This is a genomic window from Thioclava sediminum (genome assembly GCF_002020355.1).
Lineage (GTDB): Bacteria > Pseudomonadota > Alphaproteobacteria > Rhodobacterales > Rhodobacteraceae > Thioclava > Thioclava sediminum.
On sequence record NZ_MPZV01000001.1, the window covers coordinates 454242 to 480200 of the forward strand.

Annotated in this window: 29 protein-coding genes; all 29 read right to left on the minus strand. The window is 63.8% G+C overall.

The window, feature by feature from the left end; translation table 11 throughout:
* Nucleotides 1-8: 8 nt before the first annotated feature.
* Complete coding sequence (locus BMI91_RS01955) at nucleotides 9-1547, minus strand: NADH-quinone oxidoreductase subunit M (RefSeq protein ID WP_078519417.1); 1539 nt, start codon at nucleotides 1545-1547, stop codon at nucleotides 9-11.
* A complete protein-coding gene (nuoL, locus tag BMI91_RS01960) occupies nucleotides 1547-3736 on the minus strand; it encodes an NADH-quinone oxidoreductase subunit L (RefSeq protein ID WP_078603795.1) in 2190 nt (729 codons plus the stop codon). The genes BMI91_RS01955 and nuoL overlap by 1 nt, the downstream gene beginning before the upstream one ends.
* A gap of 6 nt (nucleotides 3737-3742) precedes the next feature.
* Nucleotides 3743-4048 carry an NADH-quinone oxidoreductase subunit NuoK gene (nuoK, locus tag BMI91_RS01965; RefSeq protein ID WP_075774485.1) on the minus strand — a complete coding sequence of 102 codons (306 nt, stop codon included), beginning with the start codon at nucleotides 4046-4048 and terminating at the stop codon, nucleotides 3743-3745.
* 49 nt (nucleotides 4049-4097) lie between these two features.
* Complete coding sequence (locus BMI91_RS01970; RefSeq protein ID WP_078519419.1) at nucleotides 4098-4706, minus strand: NADH-quinone oxidoreductase subunit J; 609 nt, start codon at nucleotides 4704-4706, stop codon at nucleotides 4098-4100.
* Nucleotides 4703-5113: a carboxymuconolactone decarboxylase family protein gene (locus BMI91_RS01975; protein ID WP_078519420.1), complete on the minus strand. Its 411-nt coding sequence runs from the start codon at nucleotides 5111-5113 to the stop codon at nucleotides 4703-4705. Before BMI91_RS01975 ends, BMI91_RS01970 begins: the two co-directional genes overlap by 4 nt.
* A complete protein-coding gene (gene nuoI, locus BMI91_RS01980) occupies nucleotides 5110-5601 on the minus strand; it encodes an NADH-quinone oxidoreductase subunit NuoI (RefSeq protein ID WP_075774482.1) in 492 nt (163 codons plus the stop codon). The genes BMI91_RS01975 and nuoI overlap by 4 nt, the downstream gene beginning before the upstream one ends.
* A gap of 3 nt (nucleotides 5602-5604) precedes the next feature.
* Nucleotides 5605-6642: an NADH-quinone oxidoreductase subunit NuoH gene (gene nuoH / locus BMI91_RS01985; protein ID WP_078599295.1), complete on the minus strand. Its 1038-nt coding sequence runs from the start codon at nucleotides 6640-6642 to the stop codon at nucleotides 5605-5607.
* 15 nt (nucleotides 6643-6657) lie between these two features.
* Nucleotides 6658-7068: a hypothetical protein gene (locus BMI91_RS01990; protein WP_172976187.1), complete on the minus strand. Its 411-nt coding sequence runs from the start codon at nucleotides 7066-7068 to the stop codon at nucleotides 6658-6660.
* 14 nt (nucleotides 7069-7082) lie between these two features.
* On the minus strand, nucleotides 7083-9116 hold the full coding sequence (nuoG, locus tag BMI91_RS01995; RefSeq protein ID WP_078599296.1) for an NADH-quinone oxidoreductase subunit NuoG: 2034 nt from the start codon (nucleotides 9114-9116) through the stop codon (nucleotides 7083-7085).
* Between the two features lie 53 nt (nucleotides 9117-9169).
* The gene (locus BMI91_RS02000; RefSeq protein ID WP_158522068.1) at nucleotides 9170-9454 is read right to left on the minus strand and encodes a hypothetical protein; all 285 of its coding nucleotides are present in this window, start codon (nucleotides 9452-9454) and stop codon (nucleotides 9170-9172) included.
* Nucleotides 9455-9505: 51 nt separating this feature from the next.
* Nucleotides 9506-10003: a DUF5333 family protein gene (locus BMI91_RS02005; RefSeq protein ID WP_078519424.1), complete on the minus strand. Its 498-nt coding sequence runs from the start codon at nucleotides 10001-10003 to the stop codon at nucleotides 9506-9508.
* Entirely contained in the window at nucleotides 10000-10503 is a 504-nt protein-coding gene (locus BMI91_RS02010; protein WP_078603797.1) for a DUF3291 domain-containing protein, read from the minus strand. Before BMI91_RS02010 ends, BMI91_RS02005 begins: the two co-directional genes overlap by 4 nt.
* Nucleotides 10500-11795: an NADH-quinone oxidoreductase subunit NuoF gene (gene nuoF / locus BMI91_RS02015; RefSeq protein WP_078539526.1), complete on the minus strand. Its 1296-nt coding sequence runs from the start codon at nucleotides 11793-11795 to the stop codon at nucleotides 10500-10502. The genes BMI91_RS02010 and nuoF overlap by 4 nt, the downstream gene beginning before the upstream one ends.
* Before the next feature lie 10 nt (nucleotides 11796-11805).
* Nucleotides 11806-12021, minus strand: coding sequence for a DUF5337 family protein (locus tag BMI91_RS02020; RefSeq protein ID WP_078603798.1), 216 nt, complete (start codon nucleotides 12019-12021; stop codon nucleotides 11806-11808).
* Nucleotides 12022-12031: 10 nt separating this feature from the next.
* Nucleotides 12032-12940: an NADH-quinone oxidoreductase subunit E gene (locus BMI91_RS02025; protein WP_078603799.1), complete on the minus strand. Its 909-nt coding sequence runs from the start codon at nucleotides 12938-12940 to the stop codon at nucleotides 12032-12034.
* A gap of 49 nt (nucleotides 12941-12989) precedes the next feature.
* The gene (locus tag BMI91_RS02030) at nucleotides 12990-14216 is read right to left on the minus strand and encodes an NADH-quinone oxidoreductase subunit E (protein ID WP_078603800.1); all 1227 of its coding nucleotides are present in this window, start codon (nucleotides 14214-14216) and stop codon (nucleotides 12990-12992) included.
* A complete protein-coding gene (locus BMI91_RS02035; RefSeq protein ID WP_078546608.1) occupies nucleotides 14216-15460 on the minus strand; it encodes an NADH-quinone oxidoreductase subunit D in 1245 nt (414 codons plus the stop codon). The genes BMI91_RS02030 and BMI91_RS02035 overlap by 1 nt, the downstream gene beginning before the upstream one ends.
* Nucleotides 15457-16068 carry an NADH-quinone oxidoreductase subunit C gene (locus tag BMI91_RS02040; RefSeq protein ID WP_078539531.1) on the minus strand — a complete coding sequence of 204 codons (612 nt, stop codon included), beginning with the start codon at nucleotides 16066-16068 and terminating at the stop codon, nucleotides 15457-15459. The genes BMI91_RS02035 and BMI91_RS02040 overlap by 4 nt, the downstream gene beginning before the upstream one ends.
* 12 nt (nucleotides 16069-16080) lie before the next feature.
* Complete coding sequence (locus BMI91_RS02045) at nucleotides 16081-16605, minus strand: NuoB/complex I 20 kDa subunit family protein (protein WP_075774728.1); 525 nt, start codon at nucleotides 16603-16605, stop codon at nucleotides 16081-16083.
* Entirely contained in the window at nucleotides 16605-16970 is a 366-nt protein-coding gene (locus BMI91_RS02050) for an NADH-quinone oxidoreductase subunit A (RefSeq protein ID WP_078519432.1), read from the minus strand. The genes BMI91_RS02045 and BMI91_RS02050 overlap by 1 nt, the downstream gene beginning before the upstream one ends.
* Nucleotides 16971-17267: 297 nt before the next feature.
* Nucleotides 17268-18050 (minus strand): crotonase/enoyl-CoA hydratase family protein, encoded by a 783-nt coding sequence (locus BMI91_RS02055; protein ID WP_078599304.1) that lies wholly within the window; start codon nucleotides 18048-18050, stop codon nucleotides 17268-17270.
* Entirely contained in the window at nucleotides 18043-18906 is an 864-nt protein-coding gene (locus BMI91_RS02060; RefSeq protein ID WP_078603801.1) for a hydroxymethylglutaryl-CoA lyase, read from the minus strand. The genes BMI91_RS02055 and BMI91_RS02060 overlap by 8 nt, the downstream gene beginning before the upstream one ends.
* Entirely contained in the window at nucleotides 18899-19567 is a 669-nt protein-coding gene (locus BMI91_RS02065) for a glutathione S-transferase family protein (RefSeq protein ID WP_078603802.1), read from the minus strand. Before BMI91_RS02065 ends, BMI91_RS02060 begins: the two co-directional genes overlap by 8 nt.
* A complete protein-coding gene (locus BMI91_RS02070; RefSeq protein WP_078603803.1) occupies nucleotides 19564-21480 on the minus strand; it encodes an acetyl/propionyl/methylcrotonyl-CoA carboxylase subunit alpha in 1917 nt (638 codons plus the stop codon). The genes BMI91_RS02065 and BMI91_RS02070 overlap by 4 nt, the downstream gene beginning before the upstream one ends.
* A 131-nt stretch (nucleotides 21481-21611) precedes the next feature.
* The gene (locus BMI91_RS02075; RefSeq protein ID WP_078603804.1) at nucleotides 21612-23216 is read right to left on the minus strand and encodes a carboxyl transferase domain-containing protein; all 1605 of its coding nucleotides are present in this window, start codon (nucleotides 23214-23216) and stop codon (nucleotides 21612-21614) included.
* Nucleotides 23213-23677: a lysozyme inhibitor LprI family protein gene (locus tag BMI91_RS02080; RefSeq protein WP_078603805.1), complete on the minus strand. Its 465-nt coding sequence runs from the start codon at nucleotides 23675-23677 to the stop codon at nucleotides 23213-23215. The genes BMI91_RS02075 and BMI91_RS02080 overlap by 4 nt, the downstream gene beginning before the upstream one ends.
* Nucleotides 23674-24201, minus strand: a complete 528-nt coding sequence (locus BMI91_RS02085; protein WP_078603806.1) for a lysozyme inhibitor LprI family protein — start codon at nucleotides 24199-24201, stop codon at nucleotides 23674-23676. Before BMI91_RS02085 ends, BMI91_RS02080 begins: the two co-directional genes overlap by 4 nt.
* Nucleotides 24198-24713, minus strand: a complete 516-nt coding sequence (locus tag BMI91_RS02090) for a lysozyme inhibitor LprI family protein (RefSeq protein ID WP_078603807.1) — start codon at nucleotides 24711-24713, stop codon at nucleotides 24198-24200. Before BMI91_RS02090 ends, BMI91_RS02085 begins: the two co-directional genes overlap by 4 nt.
* Nucleotides 24713-25873, minus strand: a complete 1161-nt coding sequence (locus BMI91_RS02095) for an isovaleryl-CoA dehydrogenase (protein WP_078603808.1) — start codon at nucleotides 25871-25873, stop codon at nucleotides 24713-24715. The genes BMI91_RS02090 and BMI91_RS02095 overlap by 1 nt, the downstream gene beginning before the upstream one ends.
* Between the last annotated feature and the right edge of the window lie 86 nt (nucleotides 25874-25959).

The window sequence follows — 25959 nt, forward strand, 5'->3', positions numbered from 1 at the left end:
TCAGCTCCTCAGTGTTCGACCAGGTCGGACAGAAGGTTGTCCGGCAAGGCATCGTGATAGTTCTGGACGAGTTGCGTCACCGACGGCCCGATGATGTTGGTCACCAGATCGGGATAGACCCCGAGCAACAACGTCATCGCGACCAGCGGCGCGAAAATCCATTTCTCGCGCGTGCTCAGGTCGGTGATCGAGCGCAGGCTCTCCTTGATGAGATCGCCGAAGACCACCCGGCGATAGAGCCAGAGCGCATAGGCCGCCGACAGGATCACGCTCGTCGTGGCGAAGAGCGCAACCCACGTATTCACCTGGAAGACGCCCACGAGGATCAGGAACTCGCCGACGAAATTGGCGGTGCCCGGAAGACCCACATTGGCCATCGTGAAGAACATGAAGATCGTCGCATAGGCGGGCATGCGCTTCACAAGGCCGCCATAGGCCGAGATCTCGCGCGTGTGCATCCGGTCGTAGACCACACCCACCGCGAGGAACAGCGCCGCCGAGGTGAAACCGTGCGCGACCACCATGAAGATGCCGCCCTCGATGCCCTGCTGCGTGCCCGAGAAAATCCCGAGCAGCACGACGGCCATGTGCGCGACCGAGCTATAGGCGATGACGCGTTTGATATCGGTCTGCACCAGCGCCACCAGCGAGGTCCAGATGATCGCGATCACCGCGAGCCACATCGCCCAAGGGCCGACCACGAGGTTGCCCACCGGGAACATCGGCAGCGAGAAGCGCAGGAAACCGTAATCGGCGAGCTTCAGCAGCACCGCGGCCAGCACGACCGAACCGGCCGTCGGCGCCTGCACGTGCGCAGCAGGCAGCCAGGTGTGCACCGGCCAGAGCGGCATCTTGATCGCGAAGGAGATGAAGAAGCCGAGCCAGAGCAGCGTTTGCACCCCGCCGGGGATCGTTATCCCGAGTATGTGCACCGGTGTGTATGGGAACTCGTAGACGAGCAGCCCCGGCATGTCCGTCGTTCCGGTGTGGAAGTAGATGTAGATGATCGACACCAGCATGAAGACCGAGCCGAAGAAGGTGTAGAGGAAGAACTTGAACGCGGCGTAGACGCGCTGCTTGCCCCCCCAGATGCCGATGATCAGGAACATCGGGATCAGGCCCGCTTCGAAGAACAGGTAGAACAGCACCAGATCGAGCGTGACGAAGGTGCCCACCATCAGCGTCTCGAGGACGAGGAAGGCGATCATGTATTCCTTCACGCGGTCGGTGACGTTCCAGCTACCTACGATCACCAGCGGCATCATGAAGGTGGTCAGCATCACGAAGAGGATCGACAGGCCGTCGACACCCACGCGGTACTGGAACCCCATGATCCAGGAGTATTTCTCCATGAACTGGAAGCCGGTGTTGGACGGGTCGAACCCGGCCAGCAGGAACAGCGAGATCAGGAAGGTGACCGACGTCGCGGTCAGCGCCACCCATTTCGCGTTCCGGTCCGCCTCGGGCGAGCCGCCGCGCAGAACCAGCGCGAGGATCAGCGCCGCCACGGCGGGCGTGAAGATGACGATGGAAAGCAGGTGTTGCATCAGTTCGCCCCCCCGTTGAGGACGACCCAGAGCATGAGACCGACAATCCCGATCACCATGGCGAAGGCGTAGTGGAACAGATAGCCCGATTGCATCCTGTTAAGGAACCTCGTGAATGTCGGGACGATGCCGACGGCCATGCCGTCGATAACTCGGTCAATCGAGCCCTCGTCCCCTTTCTTCCAAAATTGATAGCCGAACCAGAGCGCCGGGCGCACGAAGATGCGCTCGTACAGCTCGTCGAAATACCACTTGTTGAGCAGGAAGCGGTACAGGCCCGGCTGCGCCTCGGCGAACCGCTTCGGCAGGCTGGTGTCCTTGATGTAGAACAGCCATGCCACGAGAAGCCCTGCAAGCATCGCCACGAAGGGCGAAACCTTGACCCAGGCCGGCGCGTGGTGCGCCTTGTCGATGACCTCGTTTTCCTGACCCATGTAGATCGCGCCCTGAGGTGCGACGCCCGGATATTTGATCACCGCCGTCGAGACGCCGACATCCGGCGAGGTCTTGGCCTCGTCCATCAGCTCGGCCTCGGCCTGATTTTCGGACATGGTCGCATCCGGCACCGGCGGCGTTGCGCCATGGGTGCCCTCGCCGGTCTGCGCAGCCTCGCCAGTCGTCGCGTGACCCGCATCCGCCGTCTGCTCGGCATGGGCGGGAAGCCCGAAGAACTTCACCAGCTTCGCGTGATCGCCGAAGAAGACGTTGTACCAGATCATTCCGGCGAAGATCGCGCCGAAGGACAGCACCACCAGCGGCACCGTCATGACCCAGGGGCTTTCCTTCGCGTGATCATGCGCATGATGATCGCCGCGCGGCCTGCCGAAGAAGGTCATGAAGATCAGGCGCCACGAGTAGAAGGACGTGAAGGCCGCCGCGATGACCAGAAGCCAGAAGGCATAGCCTGCACCCGTGCCACCCCAGACGCTCTCGATGATTGCGTCTTTCGACAGGAAGCCTGCGAAGCCGATCGGCGTGAAGGGAATACCAACCCCGGTGATCGCCAGCGTGCCGAAGATCATCGCCCAGAAGGTCAGCGGCACCTTTTTGCGAAGGCCGCCATAGTTCCGCATATCCTGCTCGTGGTGCATCGCAGTGATGACCGAACCCGCCGAGAGGAACAGCAGCGCTTTGAAGAACGCGTGGGTCAGCAGGTGGAACATCGCCACCGAATAGACGCCGACACCGGCCGCCGCGAACATGTAGCCCAGCTGCGAACAGGTCGAATAGGCGATGACGCGCTTGATGTCGTTCTGCACCAGACCCACGGTCGCGGCGAAGAAGGCGGTCGAGGCGCCGATCACGACGATGAAGGTCTGCGCATGCGGAGCGTATTCGTAGACCGGCGACATGCGGCAGACGAGGAACACGCCCGCGGTCACCATGGTCGCGGCGTGAATCAGCGCCGACACAGGCGTCGGGCCTTCCATCGCGTCCGGCAACCATGTGTGCAGGAAGAGCTGCGCCGATTTACCCATCGCACCCACGAAGAGCAGGAAGGCACAGAGCTCGACCGCGTTCCAGGACCCCCAGAGGAAGTCGAGATTGGTCTCTGACAAGGCCGGGGCCGCCGAGAACACGTCGTCCAGCTGCAGCGAGCCGGTCATGTAGAACAGACCGAACATCCCCAGCAGGAAGCCGAAATCGCCGACACGGTTGACGATGAAGGCCTTCATCGCGGCCGCGTTGGCCGAGGGTTTCTTGTAGTAGAAGCCGATCAGCAGGTAGGAGGCGACACCGACGCCTTCCCAGCCGAAGAACATCTGCAGCAGGTTGTCCGAGGTCACCAGCATCAACATGGTGAAGGTGAAGAAGGACAGGTAGGCGAAGAAGCGTGCCTTGTAGTTCTCGCCTTTCCCTTCGTCGAAATTCTCGTCATGGGCCATGTAGCCCCACGAGTAGAGATGCACGAGCGAGGAGACCGTCGTCACCACGATCAGCATGATCGCGGTCAGTCGGTCCATCCGGATCGCCCACGAGACGTCCAGCTCACCCGAGGTGATCCAGTTCAGGACGTGAATGTGCTGCGTCTGATCGCCCAGCGTAAGGAACACGATCCAGCTGAGCAGAGCGGCGAGGAACAGAAGGCCCGTGGTCAGGACCATCGCGCCCTTTTCGCCGATCACCCGCCAGCCGAAGCCACCAAGGATCGCACCGACCAGCGGCGCAAAGAGAATGATCGTTTCCATCGTCCCTTATCCCTTCATCACGTTGACGTCTTCGACCTCGATCGAGCCGCGGTTGCGGAAGAAGACCACGAGGATCGCAAGGCCGATCGCGGCCTCGGCTGCCGCAACGGTCAGCACGAAGAGGGTGAAGATCTGTCCGACGAGGTCATCCAGATAGGCCGCGAAGGCCACCAGGTTGATATTCACCGCCAACAGCATGAGTTCGATCGACATCATGATGACGATCACGTTCTTGCGGTTCACGAAGATCCCGAAAATGCCGATCACGAACAGCGCGGCAGCCACGCCAAGGTAATGTTCCAATCCGATCATGCGTTCACCCTCGTTTCCGAACTCGCGTTTTTCGCTTGCTTTTGTTCGCTCACAGCCCCTGCCCCGGTTTGACGTCCACCATTTCCATCGTCTTGGACGGATCGCGATGCATCTGCGCGATGACGTTCTGGCGCTTGACGTTGGTGCGATGGCGCAGCGTCAGAAGGATCGCCCCGATCATCGCGACCAGCAGGATCAGGCCCGCCGTCTGGAAGAGGTAGAGGTATTTGTCATAGACGAGCAGGCCGATCGCCTGCGCGTTGGTCATGCCCTCGGGCACCGGATCGGCACGCAGGCTTTCCGCCATGCCGGAGGTCTGCCATGCGCCGAAGGCGATGCCCAGCTGCACCAGCATCACGACCCCGATCAGCAGGCCCAGCGGCATGTAGCGCGCCAGCTCCCCTTTCAGCGCGGCGAAGTCGACATCGAGCATCATCACCACGAAGAGGAAGAGCACCGCGACCGCGCCGACATAGACGATGATCAACAGCATCGCGACGAATTCCGAGCCCAGCAGCACGAAAAGCCCCGCCGCCGACAGGAAGGTGAGGATCAGCCAGAGCACCGAATGGACCGGGTTCTTGGAAATCACCACCATGAAGCCCGCGACCACCGCCGTAATGGCGAAAAGGTAGAAGGCGAAAGCAAACACCGTCATTCGTTCTCTCCCGAATTCTCGTCGAAGACCGATTGCGCGATCTCGAGCGCGCGGGTCATGGCGGGCACCCCGCCGAACATGCTCATCTGAAAGATCACCTCGGCGATCTCGCGTTGCGTGGCCCCGGCCTCGAGCGCGTGGCGGATCGTCAGGCGCAGCTGCGAGTCCGCTTGCGCGCCCAGCACCGTGAGCGCGGCGATCGTCACCAGAAGCCGCGTCCGGCTGTCGAGCCCTTCGCGGTTGAAGGTCTTGCCGAACCACATCTCCATCATGTCCTTCGACATGGTGGGGAAGAGTTTCTCCATCGCAGCCGGATTGAAACTTTCCAGCGCCGGATTGAACAGCCGCGCCATCTCGGCCGACTGCTCCATCATGTTGCTAAAGAGTTTCGAAAAATCGTCGGTCATCTGTAAGGCGCATCCAGTTCGAGGTTGCGGGCAATCTCGGCTTCCCAGCGGGCCCCGTTCTCAAGGAGCTTCTGCTTGTCGTAGAACAGCTCCTCGCGGGTCTCGGTCGAGAATTCGAAATTCGGACCCTCGACGATCGCATCCACCGGGCAGGCTTCCTGACAGAAGCCGCAATAGATGCATTTCGTCATGTCGATGTCGTAGCGCGTCGTGCGGCGCGAGCCGTCGGCGCGGGGTTCCGCGTCGATCGTGATCGCCTGCGCCGGGCAGATCGCCTCGCACAGTTTGCACGCGATGCAGCGCTCTTCCCCGTTGGGGTAGCGGCGCAGGGCGTGCTCGCCACGGAAGCGCGGCGACAGCGGGCCCTTCTCGTGCGGGTAGTTCAGCGTGGGTTTCGGCGCGAAGAAATAGCGCATCCCCAGACCGAAGCCTTTGATGAAGTCCACCAGCAGGAAATACTTGGCAGCGCGGTTATAGTCGAAAGCCATCTATCAGCTCCCCATCGCCCAGCGGGCCCAGAAGTGCCCGAAGATTTCGAATTTCGCGAGGAAGGAGATGATCACCACCCACGCCAGCGATAGCGGCAGGAAGACTTTCCAGCCAATCCGCATGAGCTGGTCGTAGCGGTAGCGCGGCACGATCGCCTTCACCATCGCGAACATGAAGAAGAAGAACACCATCTTGGCGAACATCCACAGCACCCCGTCGGGCAGGCCCGGGATCGGGGACAGCCAGCCGCCGAAGAACAGGATCGACATCAGCGCGCACATCAGCCAGATCGCGATATATTCGCCGGCCATGAACAGCAGATACGGGGTCGAGCTGTATTCCACCATGAAGCCCGCGACGAGTTCGGATTCCGCTTCCGGAAGATCGAAGGGCGGGCGGTTGGTCTCGGCCAGCGCCGAGATGAAGAACAGCGCCACCATCGGCAGATGGGGCAGCCAGTACCAGCCCAGCAGGCCCCAGCCGGTATCCTGCGCGCGCACGATGGTCGACAGGTTCATCGAGCCGGTCGAGATGATCACCCCGATGATGATCAGGCCGATCGAGACCTCGTAGGAGATCATCTGCGCGGCCGAGCGGAGCGAGCCGAGGAACGGGTATTTCGAGTTCGACGCCCAGCCGCCCATGATCACGCCATACACCTCGAGCGAGGAAGCCGCGAAGACGAACAGAAGGGCCACGTTGATATCGGCCAGCACCCAACCGTCGGCGAAGGGGATCACCGCGAAGGTCAGCATCGCCAGCACGAAGCTCAGGATCGGGGCGAGGAAATAGACGAACTTGTCGGCGCCCGCCGGTACGACGATTTCCTTGACCACATATTTCAGCGCATCCGCGAAGGTCTGCATCAGCCCCCAAGGCCCGACGACGTTCGGCCCGCGACGCATCTGCACGGCAGCCCAGATCTTGCGGTCGCCATAGACCAGCCAGATCATCGAAAGCATCACGAAGGCGATAACCGCCAAGCTCTGCAGCACGATCAGCAGGAAGATCCCGAAAGGTGTCGCGAAGAATTCAGCCATGATGTCCCACTCTCTTCATACGGTCGGAATGCCGCGATCCTTGCAATCGGCGACGGTCACTTCCGCGTCGATCGTCTTGAGTCCCTGCGGCAAGGCGGGCGAGATGGTGTAGACCGCATCTGCCCGCCAGATGCCACCCTCTTCAGTCACATTCGTGCGCACGTGGCGCGCAAATCCATAGCCGCGCACCAGCGCATATTGCGCGGCTGCGCATTGGGCATAATCGGTCGCCGCTTTCTCGCCAGCGCCCTCGCCCGAGACGCGCGCGCGGATCTCCACCAGATCGCTGTCGAGGAGCCGTGTCTCGGTGCCCCGATAGTCCGGTTTGACCGCGCTATCCCCCTGCGCCCCGCCAGTCGGCGTGCACGCCGCCAGACCGGCCAGAAGGCCGGGGGCGAGCGGTGCGATATTGGGCAGGGTCTGCATCATCCGTCTCAACCTCACTCGGCGGCGACCGGCGCTTCGGCCCGCGCTTTCGCGAGGCTGGCGCATTCGCCCATCACGACGGAGGCCCGTGCGATCGGGTTGGTCAGGTAGAATTCGTGGATCGGCAGACGGAAGGTCGCCTTGCCCATGTCGCGCGGCTCGATCGCCTGCACTTCGTTCTCCACAACCTCATCGACCTGCGCGAGATGCGGCACCTCTGCCACCATCGCGCGGCGCAGACCGGCCAGCGTGTCCCAAGGCTGCTTGGCGTCCAGCTCGGCCGAGAGCGCGCGCAGGATCGCCCAGTTCTCTTTCGCCTCGCCCGGCGGGAAGGCCGCGCGGAAGGCAAGCTGCGGACGCCCTTCGGTGTTCACGAAGAGCCCGTTTTCTTCCGTATAGGCCGCGCCCGGCAGGATCACGTCGGCGCGGTTGGCCCCGCGGTCGCCGTGGCTGCCCTGATAGATCACGAAGGGGCCACCCTCGGCGCGCGGGGTGATCTCCACCTCGTCGGCGCCCATGTTGTAGATCACTTCGGCGCCGTCGATGGCCGCGAGCAGACCGCCCTCGGTCACAGCGCCCACATCCATCGCGCCGACACGGGCCGCAGCGGTGTGCAGCACCATGAACTTGGCGTTGGAGTTCTCGGCCAGCTTCATCGCATGGGCCAAAACCGCCTCGCCATCGGCTTCGTTCAGAGCGCCCTGCCCGATGATGACGACGGTGTTCTTCGCCTTGGTCTCGTCCGAGATCGTCTTGCCCGACAGCTCGGCAAGCGCCGCGCGGTCGGTGCCGACATGGACGTAGTCATAGGTCAGATCGCAGGCTTCGCCGACGAGACCGACAGTCGCGCCCTTGGCCCAGGCCTTGCGGATACGCGCGTTTAAAACAGGCGCTTCCACCGCCGGGTTCGCGCCGATGATCTGCACCATCTCGGCGTTATCCAGATCGGCGATCGTCGCGTTGCCGACATAGCCGTAGCGGTTACCGATCGGCAGACGCGCTCCATCGGTGCGGCATTCGACGGTGCCGCCCAGACCTTCGATCAGTTGCTTGAGCGAGAAAGCTGCCTCGGTCGAGACCAGATCGCCCACGAGACCGGCGACTTTCTTGCCCTTCATCGCCTCGGCGGCGGCGCGCAGCGCCTCGCCCCAGCTTGCGGGCTTCAGCTTGCCGTCGACGCGGACGTAAGGCTTGTCGAGACGCTGGCGGCGCAGGCCGTCCCAGACGAAGCGGGTCTTGTCGGAGATCCACTCCTCGTTCACGTCGTCATTGTTGCGCGGCAGGATGCGCATCACTTCGCGCCCCTTGGTGTCGACGCGGATGTTCGAGCCCACGGCGTCCATCACGTCGACGGTCTCGGTCTTCGTCAGCTCCCACGGACGCGCGGTAAACGCGTAGGGCTTGGAGACCAGCGCGCCCACCGGGCACAGGTCGATGATGTTGCCCTGCATGTTGGAATCGAGCGTCATGTTCAGGTAGTTCGCGATCTCCGCATCCTCACCCCGGCCGGTCTGGCCCATCTGGGTAATGCCAGCGACTTCGGTGGTGAAGCGTACGCAGCGGGTGCAGGAGATGCAGCGCGTCATATGGGTCTCGACCAGCGGGCCGAGGTTTAGCTCGGTCGCGGCGCGCTTGGGCTCGCGGTAGCGGCTGAAGTCCACCCCGTAAGCCATTGCCTGGTCTTGCAAATCGCATTCGCCGCCCTGGTCGCAGATCGGGCAGTCGAGCGGGTGGTTGATGAGCAGGAACTCCATCACCCCCTCGCGGGCCTTCTTGACCATCGGCGAGTTCGTCTTGATCACCGGCGGCGCGCCTTCCGGCCCCGGACGCATGTCGCGCACCTGCATCGCGCAGGAGGCGGCGGGCTTCGGCGGGCCGCCCACGACTTCCACCAGACACATCCGGCAGTTGCCTGCGATCGACAGACGCTCGTGGTAGCAGAAGCGCGGGATCTCGATCCCCGCCTGTTCGCACGCCTGGATCAGCGTGAGGTTCGGATCGACCTCGACCTCGTTCCCGTCGATGATGATCTTTCTCAGGTCAGCCATGGCTATCCGTCTCGTCTCTTCGGGCGCGAGGTTGCCCCCGCGCGGGTTTTAGGTCAGGCCGCGTGTCCGCAGCCCATCGGGAAGACCCAAGCGCCGTCCCGGTATGTATCGTCAATCGACGAGGCCACGGCCCCGCCGCAGATGGCGTTCGCGGCCCGCTTGGCCTCGGCACCCTCGTCATTTCCAAAGGGCGCCGCCTGCCGCATCACGACAAGCGCGCCGCTCGCGTCATAGGCCGCCGTATAGCCCTCGACCGCCGCCAGACGGCGCGGCCCTTTGGAGGCCTCGTTGCCGCCCGGAGTGCCCATGCAGCCTGCCAAAAGCGTTGGCAAGATCATGGCAACAGCGCCTTTCGCCAGTCCGGCTGTCATCCCGTCGTTTGCCATGCCCTATTTCCCCTCCGGTTTCGGGATGGTCACGCCCAGCTCTTCGCGTGTTTTGCCATGGATATCGCGGATATAGAGGTAGGATCCAATCTGGCTTTTCATCGCGATTTCTTTTTCGCCCGCTTCACAGAAGGTCAGCGGTTCGCCGAACACGAGTTTACGCGACTTGATGTAATTCATGAGATCGTTCTGAAGCGTGGCATGGTCGAGCTTGGACGCCCATTTCGACAGATCGCGCCGTGTATATCCCTGCGCCTTTGCCTTTTCCGTCAGGGCAATGCGCATGTCGGTGTCGCGAAACTCATTATAGCCGAGCGTGATCAAAGACATGCGCCGACAATTCTCCGAAAGCATCCTGGCTTTCTTCATCGCAACCATCTCGCTCAGGGCTTCCTCGCGCACGTCGCCCTTTTCCGACAATTTGATGGTGCCGCTCGGCACGCAGCCTGAGAGAACTGTCGCGACCAGTGCTAGCGAGAAGAGTTTGATCGAGAGGTTCATGCCGCCACCTCCGCCGTGCAGGCGCGGGTCTTCCACAGCGTGGCTTGCGGCAGGTCTTTCCAGCCAAAAGCACGCTCGGACGCGCCATTCGCGCGCAGCTCTTCGAGCCGTTCCAGCGCCTCGTCGAGCGTCGGTTGATGCCCCGCGGGCACCCACCACATGACGAAATGCTGTTGACCGAGAAGTTCGAACCACTCCGCGCGACGCTCGTAGAAAGCGCGATGCACGGTGTTCCAGACGAATTTCTCGAGGCTTTCCACGTCTTCCCAGACCGTCAGGTTCGACACGAAGCACGGGTCGCCGCCGATCTTGGCCTCGGTATTGCCGGTGCCGGGCTCGCCCGAGCCTTCCATCATCCAGACGAACCCGTCCGACCGCTTGCCAATGCCGTTCACCGCGTCGAGGGCTTTCATGAAAGCCTCCACACGCGGGTCGCCCGGTTCGGCAACCAGTCGGCCGATATTCAGCTCGGCCAGGTGATATCCGGCGGGTTGCTTCATTCGGCAGCCATCGCGCCCATGCGGCCCGTCTTGCGGGCCTTGATGCGGTCTTCGATCTCTTCGCGGAAGTGACGGATCAGACCCTGGATCGGCCAGGCGGCTGCGTCACCGAGCGCGCAGATCGTGTGGCCTTCGACCTGTTTGGTCACGTCGAACAGCATGTCGATCTCTTCGATCTCGGCCTCGCCGCGCACCAGACGGTCCATCACGCGCATCATCCAGCCGGTGCCTTCGCGGCACGGCGTGCACTGGCCGCAGCTCTCGTGCTTGAAGAATTTGGACAGGCGCCAGACGGCTTTGATCACGTCGGTATTCTGATCCATGACGATCATGCAGGCGGTGCCGAAGCTGGATTTCAGCTCGCGCATGCCATCGTAATCCATGATTGCGTCTTCGCATTGATCGGCGGGCAGGATCGGGCAGGACGCACCGCCCGGGATCACCGCCTTGAGGTTCTTCCAGCCGCCACGGACGCCGCCGCCATGCTTCTCGATCAGTTCCTTCATCGAGATCGACATGGTCTCTTCGATGACGCAGGGCGTGTTGACGTGGCCCGACATCGCAAACAGCTTCACGCCGGTGTTGTTCGGACGACCGAAGCCCGCATACCACTCCGCGCCGCGACGCAGGATGGTCGGCACGACAGCGATGGATTCCACGTTGTTCACCGTGGTCGGGCAACCGTAGAGGCCCGCGCCTGCCGGGAACGGCGGTTTCATCCGGGGCATGCCCTTCTTGCCTTCGAGGCTTTCCAGCAGCGCCGTTTCCTCGCCGCAGATATAGGCCCCCGCGCCATGCGACAGGTAGACGTCGTAATCGTAGCCGGAGCCGCAGGCGTTCTTGCCGATCAGGCCATCTTCATAGGCCTCGTCGATAGCGCGCTGCAGCGCCTCTTTCTCGCGGACATATTCGCCGCGGATGTAGATATAGGCGGCCGCAGCGCCCATCGCGAAACCGGCGATCAGCGCGCCTTCGATCAGCGTATGCGGATCATGGCGCATGATTTCGCGGTCCTTGCAGGTCGCGGGCTCGGATTCGTCGGCATTGATCGCGAGGAAGGCCGGACGCCCGTCGCTTTCCTTCGGCATGAAGGACCACTTGAGACCCGTCGGGAAGCCTGCCCCACCGCGCCCGCGCAGGCCGGAGGCCTTCACTTGCTCGATGATCCAATCCTTGCCTTTCGACAGGATCTCGCCAGTGCCGTCCCAATGCCCGCGCATCTTCGCGCCCTGCAGAGAGCGGTCATGCATCCCGTAGAGATTGGTGAAGATCCGGTCTTGATCCTTCAGCATATCGCTTCCCTCACTTGCCGGATTTCCGGCGCCAGATGCGCCAGACGAGTGCCAGCGCGTAGATATAGGCGGCTATCGCCGCGAGATCGCCGATCAGCGCGACCTGCGCCGACCAGCCCTGTTGTCGTCCGATCCATTGCAGGAGGAGCCAGAGGATCGTGGCGACGGCAATGATAAGGGCGGCTTTACGCCCCAACGCCCTGTCGTGCTCGTCGATCTGGCTCATTCACCCCCGCTCAGTAATCGTTCGTCTTCGCCCGTTCGAGGAAGGCATCCATGCCGTCCTCGACGATGATCTTCGCCTGGCTGACCCACTTGTCGCGGGTGCAGCGGCCTTTGAAACGCGGCACGTTCTGGTCCGCATAGGCAATCTCTTCGGGGCCCCATTTCGCGATCTGGTCGTAATGGTAGATGCCCCAGCCGTTCAGAGTCTCTTCGAGCTTCGGTCCGACGCCTTCGATCTTCTTGAGATCGTCGGCCCCCGCCTTGCGCGGCTGCTTGAGCCCACGCGGCTTCTTGCCGTCGCCCTCGGCGGCCTCGGGTTGGCCTGCCGCGCTTTTCGCGGCGGGCTTGTCCGCGACCTGCGCCGACATGGCAGAGAGCGGGTTCGTTTCGTCGCTCTCGGGCTTGGCTTTGGGCGCCGCTTTCGGCTCTTCGGCTTTAGGCTCTTCCGCCTTCGGCTCGGCCTTGGGCTCATCCGCCACGGCCTCTTCCGTCGCAGGCTTGGTGGTCGGGCCGGGCTCGGGCTTGTCCGCCTCGGGCGTGGCCTCTTCGTCCTTGGGCGTCATGGTGTCGGCACGCGCCACTTCGCGCTCGGCTGCGGGCGTCGGTGCCGCCGCTGCCGCCTGCGCTTGGGCTGCAACCCCTTCCGGAGACGAGGCGTTGAAGGTTTCGACCGGGCTTTCGGGAATTGCGGAGTCGTCGGAGGATGCGCCGGTACCGTCAGCCGCGCCCGGCGCGCCATGTTCGGAGCAGAATGCCCAGATCAGGAAGGCGCCGAACAGCAGGAAGGTCATCAGACCGAGGAACAGAGCCACGAGGAAGGGCTCATGCGCCACGACCATCAGGAATACGGTGACCACAAGCCCCGTAATACCTGCCCAGATACCCGCCTTGCCGCGGCACCCTTGTGTCTGATCACCCATTCCCGTCTCTCCATTCACTCCGCCGAACGGCGGTTCTACCCTGTTGCGATTACTCGTAAATGCCATCTTTCTTTGCGCGCGACGAGAATTCGGTCTCCGCCCCGCTGGCCAGTTTCTCTGCCTGACCTTTCCAGTCGTCGCGCGTCGCGCGACCTTTGAACCCTTCGAGATTGCTGTCGACCCAAGCGAGTTCCGCATCGGTCCAGCCAGCGATCTGGTCGAAGTGATAAATGCCCATCGAATGAAGCAGCGTCTCAAGCTTCGGCCCGACGCCCTTGATCATCTTGAGGTCATCCGCCCCACCGTCGCGCGGTGCGTCGAGCAGCTTGGGCTTTTCGCCCGCCTCTGCACCCACGGCCTCAGCCTCGGTGCCTTCCGGCTCACGCTTGGACTCCGGGCGGGCCTTCGACGTGGCCTGAGCTTCGGATTTCGTCACGCCGGTCTTGTCGGCGGGCGTGTCCTTGGCGGGCTTGGCCTCGGTTTTCTTGGCGGCCTTGCGCGCCTCGTCCTGTTGCGCGGCAGAGCGCGGACGCTCCTGCCCCATCGTGCCGATCGGGCCGCGCTGGCCCGAGCTTTGCCACGGTGCGGCGAGCGGAACTTCGGTGCCATCGATGCGCTTGATCGTGTCGCCGATGCCGACCGCGAGATCGACCGAGGCGTTGTAATCTTCCTTGTCGCCCTTGGACTCGGTGAGCGCGGTCAGGCCCGAGGCGGGCTCGGACGAGAAGCGGCCGGTCTGCGAGCCGGGCTTCGGCACGTCGCCCTTGCCCATTTCGTCGATCAGCTTCGCGAGGCTCTCTTCGGTCAGGTCTTCGTAGTAATCCTTGCCGACCTGCATCATCGGGGCGTTCGCACAGGCGCCGAGGCATTCGACCTCTTCCCACGAGAACTTGCCATCGTCCGAGAGCTGGAACGGCTCGGCGGCGATCTTTTCCTTGCAGACCTTCATCAGGTCTTCCGCGCCGCAGATCATGCACGAGGTGGTGCCGCAAATCTGCAGGTGCGCGACCGAGCCGACCGGGGCTAGTTGGAACATGAAGTAGAAGGTCGCGACCTCGAGCGCCCGCATATAGGGCATGTCAAGCATTTCGGCGACGGTTTCGATTGCCGGACGGCTCAGCCAGCCTTCCTGTTCCTGCGCGCGGAACAGCAGCGGGATGATCGCCGAGGCCTGACGGCCGACCGGGAACTTGGTCATCTGGGCCTTGGCCCATGCGAGGTTCTCGGGCGTGAACTCGAAACTATCGGGTTGTTCCGGGTAAAGACGGCGAAGCATTAGCGGTCAACCTCCCCGAACACGATATCCATCGTGCCGATGATTGCAGACACGTCGGCGAGCATGTGCCCCTTGGCGACGTGATCCATGGATTGCAGATGCAGGTAACCCGGAGCGCGGATCTTCGCGCGATACGGCTTGTTCGTGCCGTCGGCCACCAGATAGACGCCGAACTCGCCCTTGGGCGCTTCGACGGCGGCATAAACCTCGCCCGCGGGGACGTGGAAGCCTTCGGTATAAAGCTTGAAGTGGTGGATCAGCGCTTCCATCGAGCGCTTCATCTCCGACCGCTTCGGCGGGGTCACCTTGCCACGGGCGAGCACGTCGCCCTGATTTTCCGGCATCCGCAGCTTCTCGATCGCCTGCAGGACGATCTTGGTCGACTCGCGCATCTCGGCCATCCGGCAGAGGTAGCGGTCGTAGCAATCGCCGTTCTTGCCGATCGGAATCTGGAAGTCGAACTCGTCATAGCATTCGTAGGGCTGCGCGCGGCGCAGGTCCCATGCAAGGCCGGAGCCACGCACCATCACGCCGGAATAGCCCCATTGCTGGATCTCTTCCTCGGAGATGACGCAGATATCGACGTTGCGCTGCTTGAAGATGCGGTTCTCGGTCAGCAGCCCTTCGATATCGTCGAGCACTTTCGGGAACTCATGCGCCCATGCCTCGATATCGTCGAGCAGCTTCGGCGGCAGGTCCTGGTGGACGCCGCCGGGCCGGAAATAGGCCGAGTGCAGACGCGCGCCGCAGGCCCGCTCGTAGAAGACCATCAGCTTCTCGCGCTCCTCGAAGCCCCAGAGCGGCGGCGTCAGCGCGCCGACGTCCATCGCCTGCGTGGTCACGTTCAGCAGGTGGTTCAGGATGCGCCCGATCTCGGAATAGAGCACGCGGATCAGCGAACCGCGACGCGGCACTTCCACGCCGGTCAGCTTCTCGATAGCGAGGCACCACGCATGTTCTTGGTTCATCGGCGCGACATAGTCGAGGCGATTGAAGTACGGCAGGTTCTGCAGATAGGTGCGGCTTTCCATCAGCTTCTCGGTGCCACGGTGCAGCAACCCGATATGCGGGTCGGCGCGTTCCACCACCTCGCCGTCCAGCTCCAGCACCATGCGCAGCACGCCGTGGGCGGCCGGGTGTTGGGGACCGAAGTTGATGTTGAAGTTGCGGATGCGCTGCTCGTCGGTCAGCGTGTCCCTCGAGCCGTCATCATAGACATTGTTGCGGATATCGCCGTCCATCATTTCGCCTCCTCGCCCTTCTCGTCACCGGGAAGGATGTATTTTGCGCCTTCCCATGGCGAGAGGAAATCGAACTGCCGGTATTCCTGCGTCAGTTTCACCGGCTCATAGACGACGCGCTTGAGCACTTCGTCGTAACGCACTTCGACATAACCCGTCGTCGGGAAATCCTTGCGCAGCGGATGGCCGCGGAAACCGTAATCGGTCAGCAGACGGCGCAGATCCGGGTGCCCCGAGAACAGGATGCCGAACATGTCGAAGATCTCGCGCTCGAACCAATCGGCACAGGGGTGCAGCTTGGTGATCGAGGGCACCATGTCCTCTTCGCGGACCGCCGCCTTAATGCGGATGCGCTGGTTGCGATACATCGACAGGTAATGCCAGACGACATCGAAGCGCTGCGGGCGTTCGGGCCAGTCGATGGCCGTGATGTCCACGAGGTTGGTGAAGCGGCAATTCGGATCGTCGCGCAGGAACTCGGTGAACCCGGGAACGGATTGCGCGGTGATCGTGACCGTCAGTTCGTTGAAGGCGATCTCGGTGGAGACCACGTCATCGGGGCGCTTCAGCTCGATATGGCCGGCCAGTTCGCGAAGGGCAGTATCGTCCATCTCTCGCTCTCCTCAGCGCACCAGCGTGCCGGTGCGGCGGATTTTGCGTTGCAGCTGAAGGATGCCGTAAAGCAGCGCCTCCGCCGTGGGCGGGCAGCCCGGAACGTAGATATCGACCGGCACGACGCGGTCACAGCCGCGCACCACCGAATAGCTGTAGTGGTAATAGCCACCGCCATTCGCGCAGGAGCCCATCGAGATCACGTAGCGCGGCTCGGGCATCTGGTCGTAGACCTTGCGCAGAGCGGGCGCCATCTTGTTGGTCAAGGTGCCGGCGACGATCATCAGGTCGGACTGACGCGGGCTTGCGCGCGGCGCGGTGCCGAAGCGCTCGAGGTCGTAGCGCGGCATCGAGACCTGCATCATCTCGACGGCGCAGCAGGCAAGGCCGAAGGTCATCCAGTGCAGCGAGCCGTTGCGCGCCCAGTTGATGATGTCTTCGGTGGAGGTCAGCAGGAAGCCTTTATCCTGCAATTCCTTGTTCAGCGTCTGCGTCGCGACTTCGCGATCCGCACCGGCGGTATTGGCAGAGGTCATCACGCCCATTCCAGCGCCCCTTTCTTCCACTCATATGCGAATCCTACGGTCAGGACCGTCAGGAAGACCATCATCGACCAGAATCCGACCATGGAAAGCTGACCGAAGGCCACCGCCCAAGGGAAGAGGAAGGCCACTTCGAGATCGAAAATGATGAAGAGGATGGAAACGAGGTAGAAACGAACGTCGAACTTCATCCGGGCATCGTCGAAGGCGTTGAAGCCGCATTCGTAGGCCGACACCTTCTCAGGGTCGGGATTGCGGACCGCCACCACTGCCGCGGCGAGCATGAGCACAAGGCCCAACACGATCGCCATGGCGAGAAAGATGAGGATGGGAAGATATTCGCGCAGCATGTCATGCATGGGCTTGGCTCCCTAACATCGCGACGACTTGTCGCGCAGGTTCTGGCTAGGCGAGCAATAGCCTTGCGCCCCATTGGGGTCAACCGAGAGCAGGCCGGAAAATCATGCAAATGCGGGCCACAGATGCTTTTTGCATACGAATGTATGCGAATTTTTTGCGCTTCGAGCGCCGCTCAGAGCCTGCCCGCGTTGGACTGCGCCGCTTTTGCAGCAGCGCAGCCTTCGATCAAACTTAACGGCGCTTTGAATTTTCGGAATATTCGACCTGCGCGCCGCAGGGTGCCGCTTAAGGCTGCCTTAAGCTTTCCACGCCGCATCGCGCTTCTCGAAAAACGCGGTGATTCCTTCATCCGACTCGGCGGATTCCCAGCGAGTCACCAACGCCTCGATCGTCATGTCGATCACGCTCTCGTCGATCCGCGGCCCCAGCGCGCGGACCAAGGCCTTGGCCTCGCCCACCGCGCCCGGCGCGCAGGCGAGATAGGGCTCGGCCTCGGCCATCACGGCGCGCTCCAGCACCTCGGGCAAAACCACCTTGGCCAGCAATCCCAGATCACGCGCCTCGGCGGCCTCGAAGATCCGCGAGGACATGAAGACGCGGCGCGCCCGGGCCTCGCCCATGCGCGCGACGACATAAGGAGAGATCGTCGCGGGCGTCAGGCCCAGCCGCGTTTCGGTCAGCCCGAATTTCGCGCCCTCGACACCGATGGCCACGTCACAGACCGACATCATGCCGATGCCGCCGCCGAAGGCGTTGCCCTGCACCGCGCCGATCACCGGTTTCGGGCAGGTGTTGAGCGCCTGCAGCATCCCCGCGAGCTTGCGCGCCGCCGCCGCGCGCTCTTTCGCGCCCGCCGCGATCTGGCTCTGCATCCATTTCAGATCGCCGCCCGCACAAAAGCTGCGCCCTTCGGCAGCAAGGATCACCACGCGCACCGCATCGTCCGTGCCAAGCTGGCCGATCGCCGCGGTGATCTCCTCCATCATCTGCTCGGAGAGCGCGTTATGCTTCTCCGAACGCGCCAGCGTGAGCCGCGCGATGCCACGCGCATCGGTCTCGGTCTTGATCGTCTCAAACATCGCCCTGCCCTTTCATCTTCTTCGCCATCGCGGCCGCCTCGGCCAGAACGGCCGTATCCAGCCCGGTCTCGTAGCCCAAAGCGTCGAGACGCGCCTGCACCGCTTCGGTCGCGACATTGCCAGCCGCGCCGGGCGCATAGGGACAGCCGCCCAGACCGCCAACGCAGGCGTCGAATACCCGCAGGCCCATCGCCATCGAGGCTTCGATATTCTCCAGCGCCCGCCCGGAGGTGTCGTGGAAATGCCCGGCGAGCTTTTCCGCCGGGACCTCACCCAACACCGCGCGCAGCATCGCCGTCACGCTTTCGGGCGTACCCTGCCCGATCGTGTCGCCGAGGCTGATCTCGTAACAGCCCATGTCGCGCAGCTGCGCCGCGACCCGGGCCACGTTCTCCGGCGGCGTTTTCCCGTCAAAAGGGCAATCCGTGACGACAGAGATGTAGCCTCGGACTTTCATATTATCGACTTTCGCGGCCTCCATGATGGGCGCAAACCGCTCCAAGCTTTCACTTACCGAACAATTGAGGTTCGCGCGCGAAAACCCCTCGGAGGCAGAGGCGAAGATCGAAACCTCATCGACTTTGGCCGCTTTCGCCGCCTCGTAGCCTTTCATGTTCGGCGTCAGCGCCGCGTAGGAAATGCCGGGGCGGCGCGTGATCCCGGCGAAGACCTCCGCCGAGTCGGCCATTTGCGGCACCCATTTCGGGCTGACGAAAGACCCCACCTCGATCCGCCGGAACCCGGCCCGGCTCAGGCAATCGACCAGCGCGATCTTGTCGGAAAGCGCGATCTGCCGCTTTTCGTTCTGCAGCCCGTCACGCGGGGCCATCTCGAAGATTTCGACGCTCTCAGCCATTGGTTTGCTCCATCGGGGGCAGCTCGTAGAAGTCCTGCGCATACATGCTCGCCCCGCCCTTCGCGACCGCGCGCTGATAGGCGGGCCGCGCCTCGATCCGGTCGCGATAGGCGGAGATGTTCGGGAAGCCCTCACGCGGCACGAAGCGGAACATCGCGTCGATATTGAACCCCATCATGCAATCGGCCGCCGAGAACGTCCCGATCAGCCAATCGCGCCCGGCCAGATGCGCCTCCAGCGCCTTCATCGTGACGCCGAGCCGCTTCGTCTCGAGCGCCATCATCGCGGGCGAGCGCGCTTCGGGCGGACGCAGGAAGATATGCTGAATGTTGAGGCTTTGCAGGATGTTACCCTGCGTCTCCGCGAAATGCACCCATTCGAGGAAATCGGCACGGGTGGGCTCTCCCGTGACCGGCGCCAGCCCGGCCTCGGGCCGGGTCTCGGTGAGGTATTCGACGATCGCGCCGCTCTCGAAGATCGACCGCCCGTCGACCTCCAGCGCCGGGATGCGCCCGGCGGGCGAGAGTTCGCGAAACTCGGGACTGCGCAGCGAGCCATCGGTGAGCGACCATGTCTGAAGCTCGTAATCGAGCCCCATCTCCTCCAGCAGCCACAGCACCCGCATCGAGCGCGCGCCGGGGACGTGATGCAGTCGGATCATGCCTCGTCCTCCAGCCGAATGAGCGCCGCGCCCGCCTCGACCTGCGCGCCTTCGGCGACCAGAACCTCGGCCACAACACCGTCGCGGGCCGCGCGCATCGTGTGTTCCATCTTCATCGCTTCCATGATGGCAAGCCGGTCCCCCGCCGCCACCGTGTCGCCGGCAGAGACGAAGACGGCCTTCACGAGCCCCGGCATCGGTGCCAGCGTCAGATCGGAGGCGTCGGCATCCGCGCCGCGCGCCAGCGGGTCGGGGATATCGAAGCGATGCGCGCCATGCAGGAAGATGGTGATCGCCCCGTCCGATTGCGCCATCCGCGCCCCGGTCTTAGCGCCATCCACCCGCCAGCCATCCTCGGCCAGCTGGCACGTATGAGCCTCCTCGCCCAGCTCGACCGCGACATGGCCCGGCCCGTGCACGCGGATCGCGGCCTCTTCCTCGAAGGGCACGGCGCGGCGCGGCGACTGCCAGAGGCTGAAGCCGCTCGCATCGCCGTCCCAAAGCCCCGCCGCAGCGACTACGGCCAGCGCTTTTGCGGCAACCGGCGTCTCGGTCGGGGCGGCGAGCGCGTCGATCTCGCGCCCGATCAGCCCGGTATCGACCTTGCCCTGCGCGAAGCCCTCGTGCCGCGCAAGCCGCGCGAGGAAGGCGAGGTTCGTCACCGTGCCCGCCACTTCCGTCTCTTCCAAGGCGCGCGCAAGTTGCCCCAGCGCGGTCGCCCGCGTCGGCCCATGGGTGATGACCTTGGCGATCATCGGATCGTACCACGGGCTGATCGTGTCGCCGGTGCGCACTCCGGTATCGGCGCGACACCCATCGGCGAAGCGCAGATGCGAGAGCGTCCCCGTCGCGGGCAGGAAGCCCGCGGGCACGTCTTCCGCGTAAAGCCGCGCCTCGAACGCATGGCCGGTGATCGTCAGATCGTCCTGCGCGCAGGGCAGCGGCTCACCCGAGGCCACCCGCAATTGCCATTCGACTAGATCGACCCCCGTGATCGCCTCGGTCACGGGATGCTCGACCTGCAGGCGGGTGTTCATCTCCATGAACCAGAACCGATCCGGGCGCAGCCCGTCCGAGCCGTCCACGATGAACTCCACCGTGCCCGCGCCCTTATAGCCGATCGCCTCAGCGGCGCGGGTGGCCGCCTGACCCATCGCCTCGCGCATCTCGGGCGTCATGCCCGGCGCCGGGGCCTCTTCGATCACCTTCTGATGGCGCCGCTGGAGCGAGCAGTCGCGCTCGAACAGATGCACCGCGTCCTCGCCATCGCCGAAGACCTGCACCTCGATATGGCGCGGCGAGCCGATGAATTTCTCGATCAGCACGGCAGGATTGCCGAAGGCGGTCTGCGCCTCGCCTTGCGCCGAGGCCAGCGCATCCGCGAATTCGGACGGTGCCTCGACCAGACGCATCCCTTTGCCGCCGCCGCCCGCGACCGCCTTGATCAGCACCGGATAGCCGATCGTGTCGGCGGCGCCCGCGAGATGCTCGGGGTCCTGATTGTCGCCGTGATAGCCCGGCACGACAGGCACGCCCGCCTTTTCCATCAGCGCCTTGGCTGCGTCCTTGAGCCCCATCGCGCGGATCGCCTTGGCCGAGGGGCCGATGAAGACCAGCCCCGCCGCCTCGACGGCATCGACGAAATCGGGGTTCTCCGAGAGGAACCCGTAGCCCGGATGGATCGCCTGCGCGCCGGTCTGTTTGGCAGCGGCGATGATCGCATCGCCCCGCAGATAGCTGTCTTTGGGCGCGGGGCCGCCAATGGCCACCGCCTCGTCGGCCATCGCCACATGGCGCGCCTCGCTGTCGGCCTCGGAATAGACGGCGACGGTCGCCACGCCCAGTTTGCGTGCGGTCTCGATCACGCGGCAGGCGATCTCCCCGCGATTGGCGATCAGGATCTTGGAAAACATGTCGGTCTCCCCTTTGAGAGCGTCGGAGGGGGCGCTGCCCCCGCTCCTGCGGAGCCCCCCCGGGAAATTTCGGCCAAGTCGAAGATTTGCACTTCCTCTTGGTCCAAATATCCCCGCCGGAGGCATGAAAGTTACATCCGGAACAGGCCGAAGCGGGTCGGCTCGATCGGAGCGTTGAGCGCGGCGGAAAGCGAGAGCGCCAGCACGTCGCGCGATTTGCGCGGGTCGATGATGCCGTCATCCCAGAGCCGCGCCGAGGCGTAGAGCGGGTGCGACTGGCGCTCGAACATCTCGATGGTGGGGCGCTTGAACTCGGCCTCTTCTTCGGCCGACCACTGGCCGCCCTTGCGCTCGATCCCGTCGCGTTTGACGGTAGCGAGCACGCCGGCCGCCTGTTCGCCGCCCATCACGGAGATCCGCGAGTTGGGCCAGGTCCAGAGGAAGCGCGGGGAATAGGCGCGGCCCGCCATGCCATAATTGCCCGCCCCAAAGGAGCCGCCGACCAGCATGGTGATCTTCGGCACCGAGGTGGTGGCGACGGCGGTGACCATTTTTGCCCCGTGACGCGCGATGCCCTCGTTTTCATATTTCCGTCCGACCATGAAGCCGGTGATGTTTTGCAGGAAGACCAGCGGGATCGAGCGCTGCGAGCACAGCTCGATGAAATGCGCGGCCTTCTGGGCGGCTTCCGAGAACAGCACGCCGTTATTGGCGACGATGCCGACGGGGCAGCCTTTCACATGGGCGAAGCCGGTGACGATGGTCTCGCCGAAGCGCGGTTTGAACTCGTCGAAGCGCGAGCCGTCCACGAGGCGCGCGATGACCTCGCGGATGTCATAGGGGGTGCGCAGGTCGGCCGGGACGACGCCGAGGATTTCCTCGGGATCGTAGGCGGGCTCCTCGGGAGATTGCCAGTTCACCGTCGAAGGTTTCGTGTAGTTGAGATTACCGACCGCGCGGCGCGCCAGCGCCAAAGCATGGGCATCGTCTTCGGCGAGGTAGTCGGCCACGCCCGAGAGGCGCGTATGCACATCGCCGCCGCCCAGATCCTCGGCGGTCACGACCTCGCCCGTCGCGGCCTTCACCAGCGGCGGGCCTGCGAGGAAGATCGTGCCCTGCTCTTTCACGATGATCGTCACATCCGACATTGCGGGCACATAGGCGCCGCCTGCCGTGCAGGACCCCATCACCACCGCGATCTGGGCAATGCCCTTCGCCGACATCCGGGCCTGATTGTAGAAGATGCGCCCGAAATGGTCGCGATCAGGGAAGACCTCGTCCTGATTGGGCAGGTTCGCACCGCCCGAGTCGACGAGGTAGATGCAGGGGAGATGGTTTTCCTCGGCGATCTCCTGTGCGCGCAGGTGCTTCTTCACCGTCAGAGGATAATAGGTGCCGCCCTTCACGGTGGCGTCGTTGGCGACCACCATGACCTCCTGGCCCTGCACCCGGCCGATGCCGGCGATCACGCCCGCACAGGGCGCGGCATTGCCATACATGTCATGCGCCGCCGTCGCGCCGATTTCCAGAAACGGCGAGCCGGGATCCAGAAGCCCTGCCACCCGTTCGCGTGGCGCCATCTTCCCGCGCGACAGGTGCCGCTCCAGCGCGGCGGGGCCGCCGCCTGCGGCTGCCTGTGCGGCCGCGGTTTCGATCTGCGACAGCGCGTCGAGATGCGCCTTGCGATTGGCCTGAAAGTCCTCCGACGAGGTCAGGGCCTGCGATAACAGTTTCATTCCATCCTCCCCAAATCGCGCAGTTCCAGCGCGCGTTGCGCTGTACGCTCGAGGTAGCATTGCGACGCCACGACCGTGCGGATCGTGCCATCCTTCCAAATCTCGTAGAGCAGCCCGCAATCGGAATCGCGATACTGCCCCCACGCGCTTTGCGCATCGAGCAGCTTGTTGGCGAGCTCGGTGCCGCCCTGCTCCAGCAGACGGGCGCGCGCCGCCTTGTATTGCGACTTCGCGATATCGTCCCAGACCTGCGCCTCGCCTTGCAGACAGGCCGAAATGCCGAGGGTCGTATCGCCGCCGGGCTGATCCTGACAAGCTGCGGCGGCTTCGCCGATACAGGCGGGATGGGTATCCTTCGCCCCGTCGAAACAGGCACGTACCGCGTTCGTGTCGACGCTCGGCTCCTGCGCCAAGGCGGGTGTGGCACAGATCAGTGCCGCGACGATTGATAGCCCTTTCATTGGGTATCTCCTTCAAGCTGCTCGGCCCGCGCGATCAGGCGCAGCGCCTGCGCTCCGGTCAGTTGCATTTCGCATTGCGATCCGGCCGGGCCTGCGCCCGAGCCGCCGCCCCAAGTCGACATTTCATAGGTGCAGGACGCATCGCGATAGGCGATCCATGCGCGCTGCATTTCTTTCAGCGCAGGCACCTGCGGTGGCGCGGCGGAGCCCAGCTCTTTCAGTTCCGCATCCATCTTGCCGTCCTGCGCGACGATCGTCTGATAGGCTGCATTCAGGCGGTTGTCCCAATCGTCGCGTTCTGCGCCGAAGCAAAAGCCCATGCCCGCATTGCTCGACCCGGCATTGTCGACAGTCATGCAATGTGCCGCGCCAAGCCCGATACAGGCGCTGCGCGCGGGTCCGCTCTTTGCAGAGAGACAGGCCGTAATCACCTGCGGATCATAGGTGACGGGAATGCCTTCGGCGCGCGCGGCAGTGGCCGAAAGGCCCAGCGCGGCGACAGCGATCATCCAAAGCGTCTTCATTGCGTCCCTCCCTTGCCTTGAGCGGACAGCGTCGCGGCCCAGTCCTGCAATTCCAGCGCATGTTCGGCGGTCTTGCGCATCAGGCAGCGCGCTTCCTCCGCCTCCGCACCCTCGCCCTGCAGGGCGGCACCATAGACGCAGGCGCCATCGCGGTAGCGGGCCCAGGCGGCTTCCGCCTCACCCAGCTGCGCGCCTTGCAATCCGGACGGAGACTTGCCCGCCACGATTTGCGCCGCGTCGCTGGCCGCCGCCGCTTGGCGCAAGCTGTCGAGGGCTGTCGCCGCCCGGTCGGACCAGAGGGCACGTTCGGCATCATAGCAGGCGCGGCGGTCGGTGACGCTTGCATCACCGCCGATGCAGTTCTCCGCCGCTTTGCCGATGCAGGACGCGGGGTCGCCTTCGCCCGAGAGGCAGCTCTCCAACGGGGCCGGATCGAAATCCGCCCCTGCCCCTTGGGCCTGCGCCGCCAGAGGCGCTGCAAGCCCGATCAGGAGGAGAGCGCCCGCCCGCATCAGACGGCTCCCATGATCTCGCGACCGATGAGCATCCGGCGGATTTCCGAGGTGCCCGCGCCGATCTCCATCAGCTTCGCATCCCGGAACAGGCGCGAGACGTTGGAGTCGTTGAGGAACCCGGCGCCGCCAAGGGCCTGCACCGCCTGATGCGCTTGCACCATCGCCTGCTCGGACGCATACAGCACGGTCGCCGCCGCATCCTGACGCGTCACGGCGCCACGATCACAGGCCTTCGCGACCTCGTAGGTATATGCGCGCGCGGTGTTCATCGCGACATACATATCGGCGATCTTGCCCTGCATGAGCTGGAAATTCCCGATCGGCTGGCCGAACTGTTCGCGCTCCTTGCAATAGGGCACGACCTCGTCGAGGCAGGCCATCATGATGCCGGTGCCGATGCCCGAAAGCACCACGCGCTCGTAATCGAGGCCCGACATCAGGACGCGCACGCCGCGCCCCTCTTCGCCCAGCACGTTCTCGAACGGCACTTCGCAATCCTCGAAGAACAGCTGCGCCGTGTTCGAGCCGCGCATGCCGAGCTTGTCGAAATGCTTGGAGGTGGTGAAGCCCTTGAAATCCTTCTCGACGATGAAGGCGGTGATGCCCTTGGAGCCCGCCTCCGGGTCGGTCTTGGCATAGACCACGAGCGTATCGGCATCGGGGCCGTTGGTGATCCAGTATTTATGGCCGTTGAGCACGTAGTAGCCGTTACGCTTCTCGGCCTTGAGTTTCATGCCCACCACGTCCGACCCTGCACCGGATTCCGACATCGCAAGCGCGCCGACGGACTGGCCCGAGATCAGCCCGGGCAGGTATTTCTTCTTCTGCTCGTCAGAACCGTTCAGCTTGATCTGGTTCACGCAGAGGTTGGAATGCGCGCCGTAGCTGAGCGCGATCGAGGCCGAAGCCCGCGCGATTTCCTCGGTGGCCACGACATGAGCGAGATAGCCCATCCCGGCCCCGCCATATTCTTCCGACACGGTGATCCCGAGCAGGCCAAGCTCGCCCATCTCGGTCCAAAGCTCGTTCGGAAACTCATTATCCAGATCGGTTTTGGCCGCGATCGGGGCCACACGCTCGGACGCCCAACGGCGCACCATATCGCGCAGTGCGGCGATATCCTCGCCCAGATCGAACTCCATCGAACCTGCGAACATCGGATCTCCTCCCCCGGTTTATTGAACGTACGTTCATTTATGCGCAATTGCCGAGTCGGGTCAAGGCCCGTGGGCTGGGACGCGGG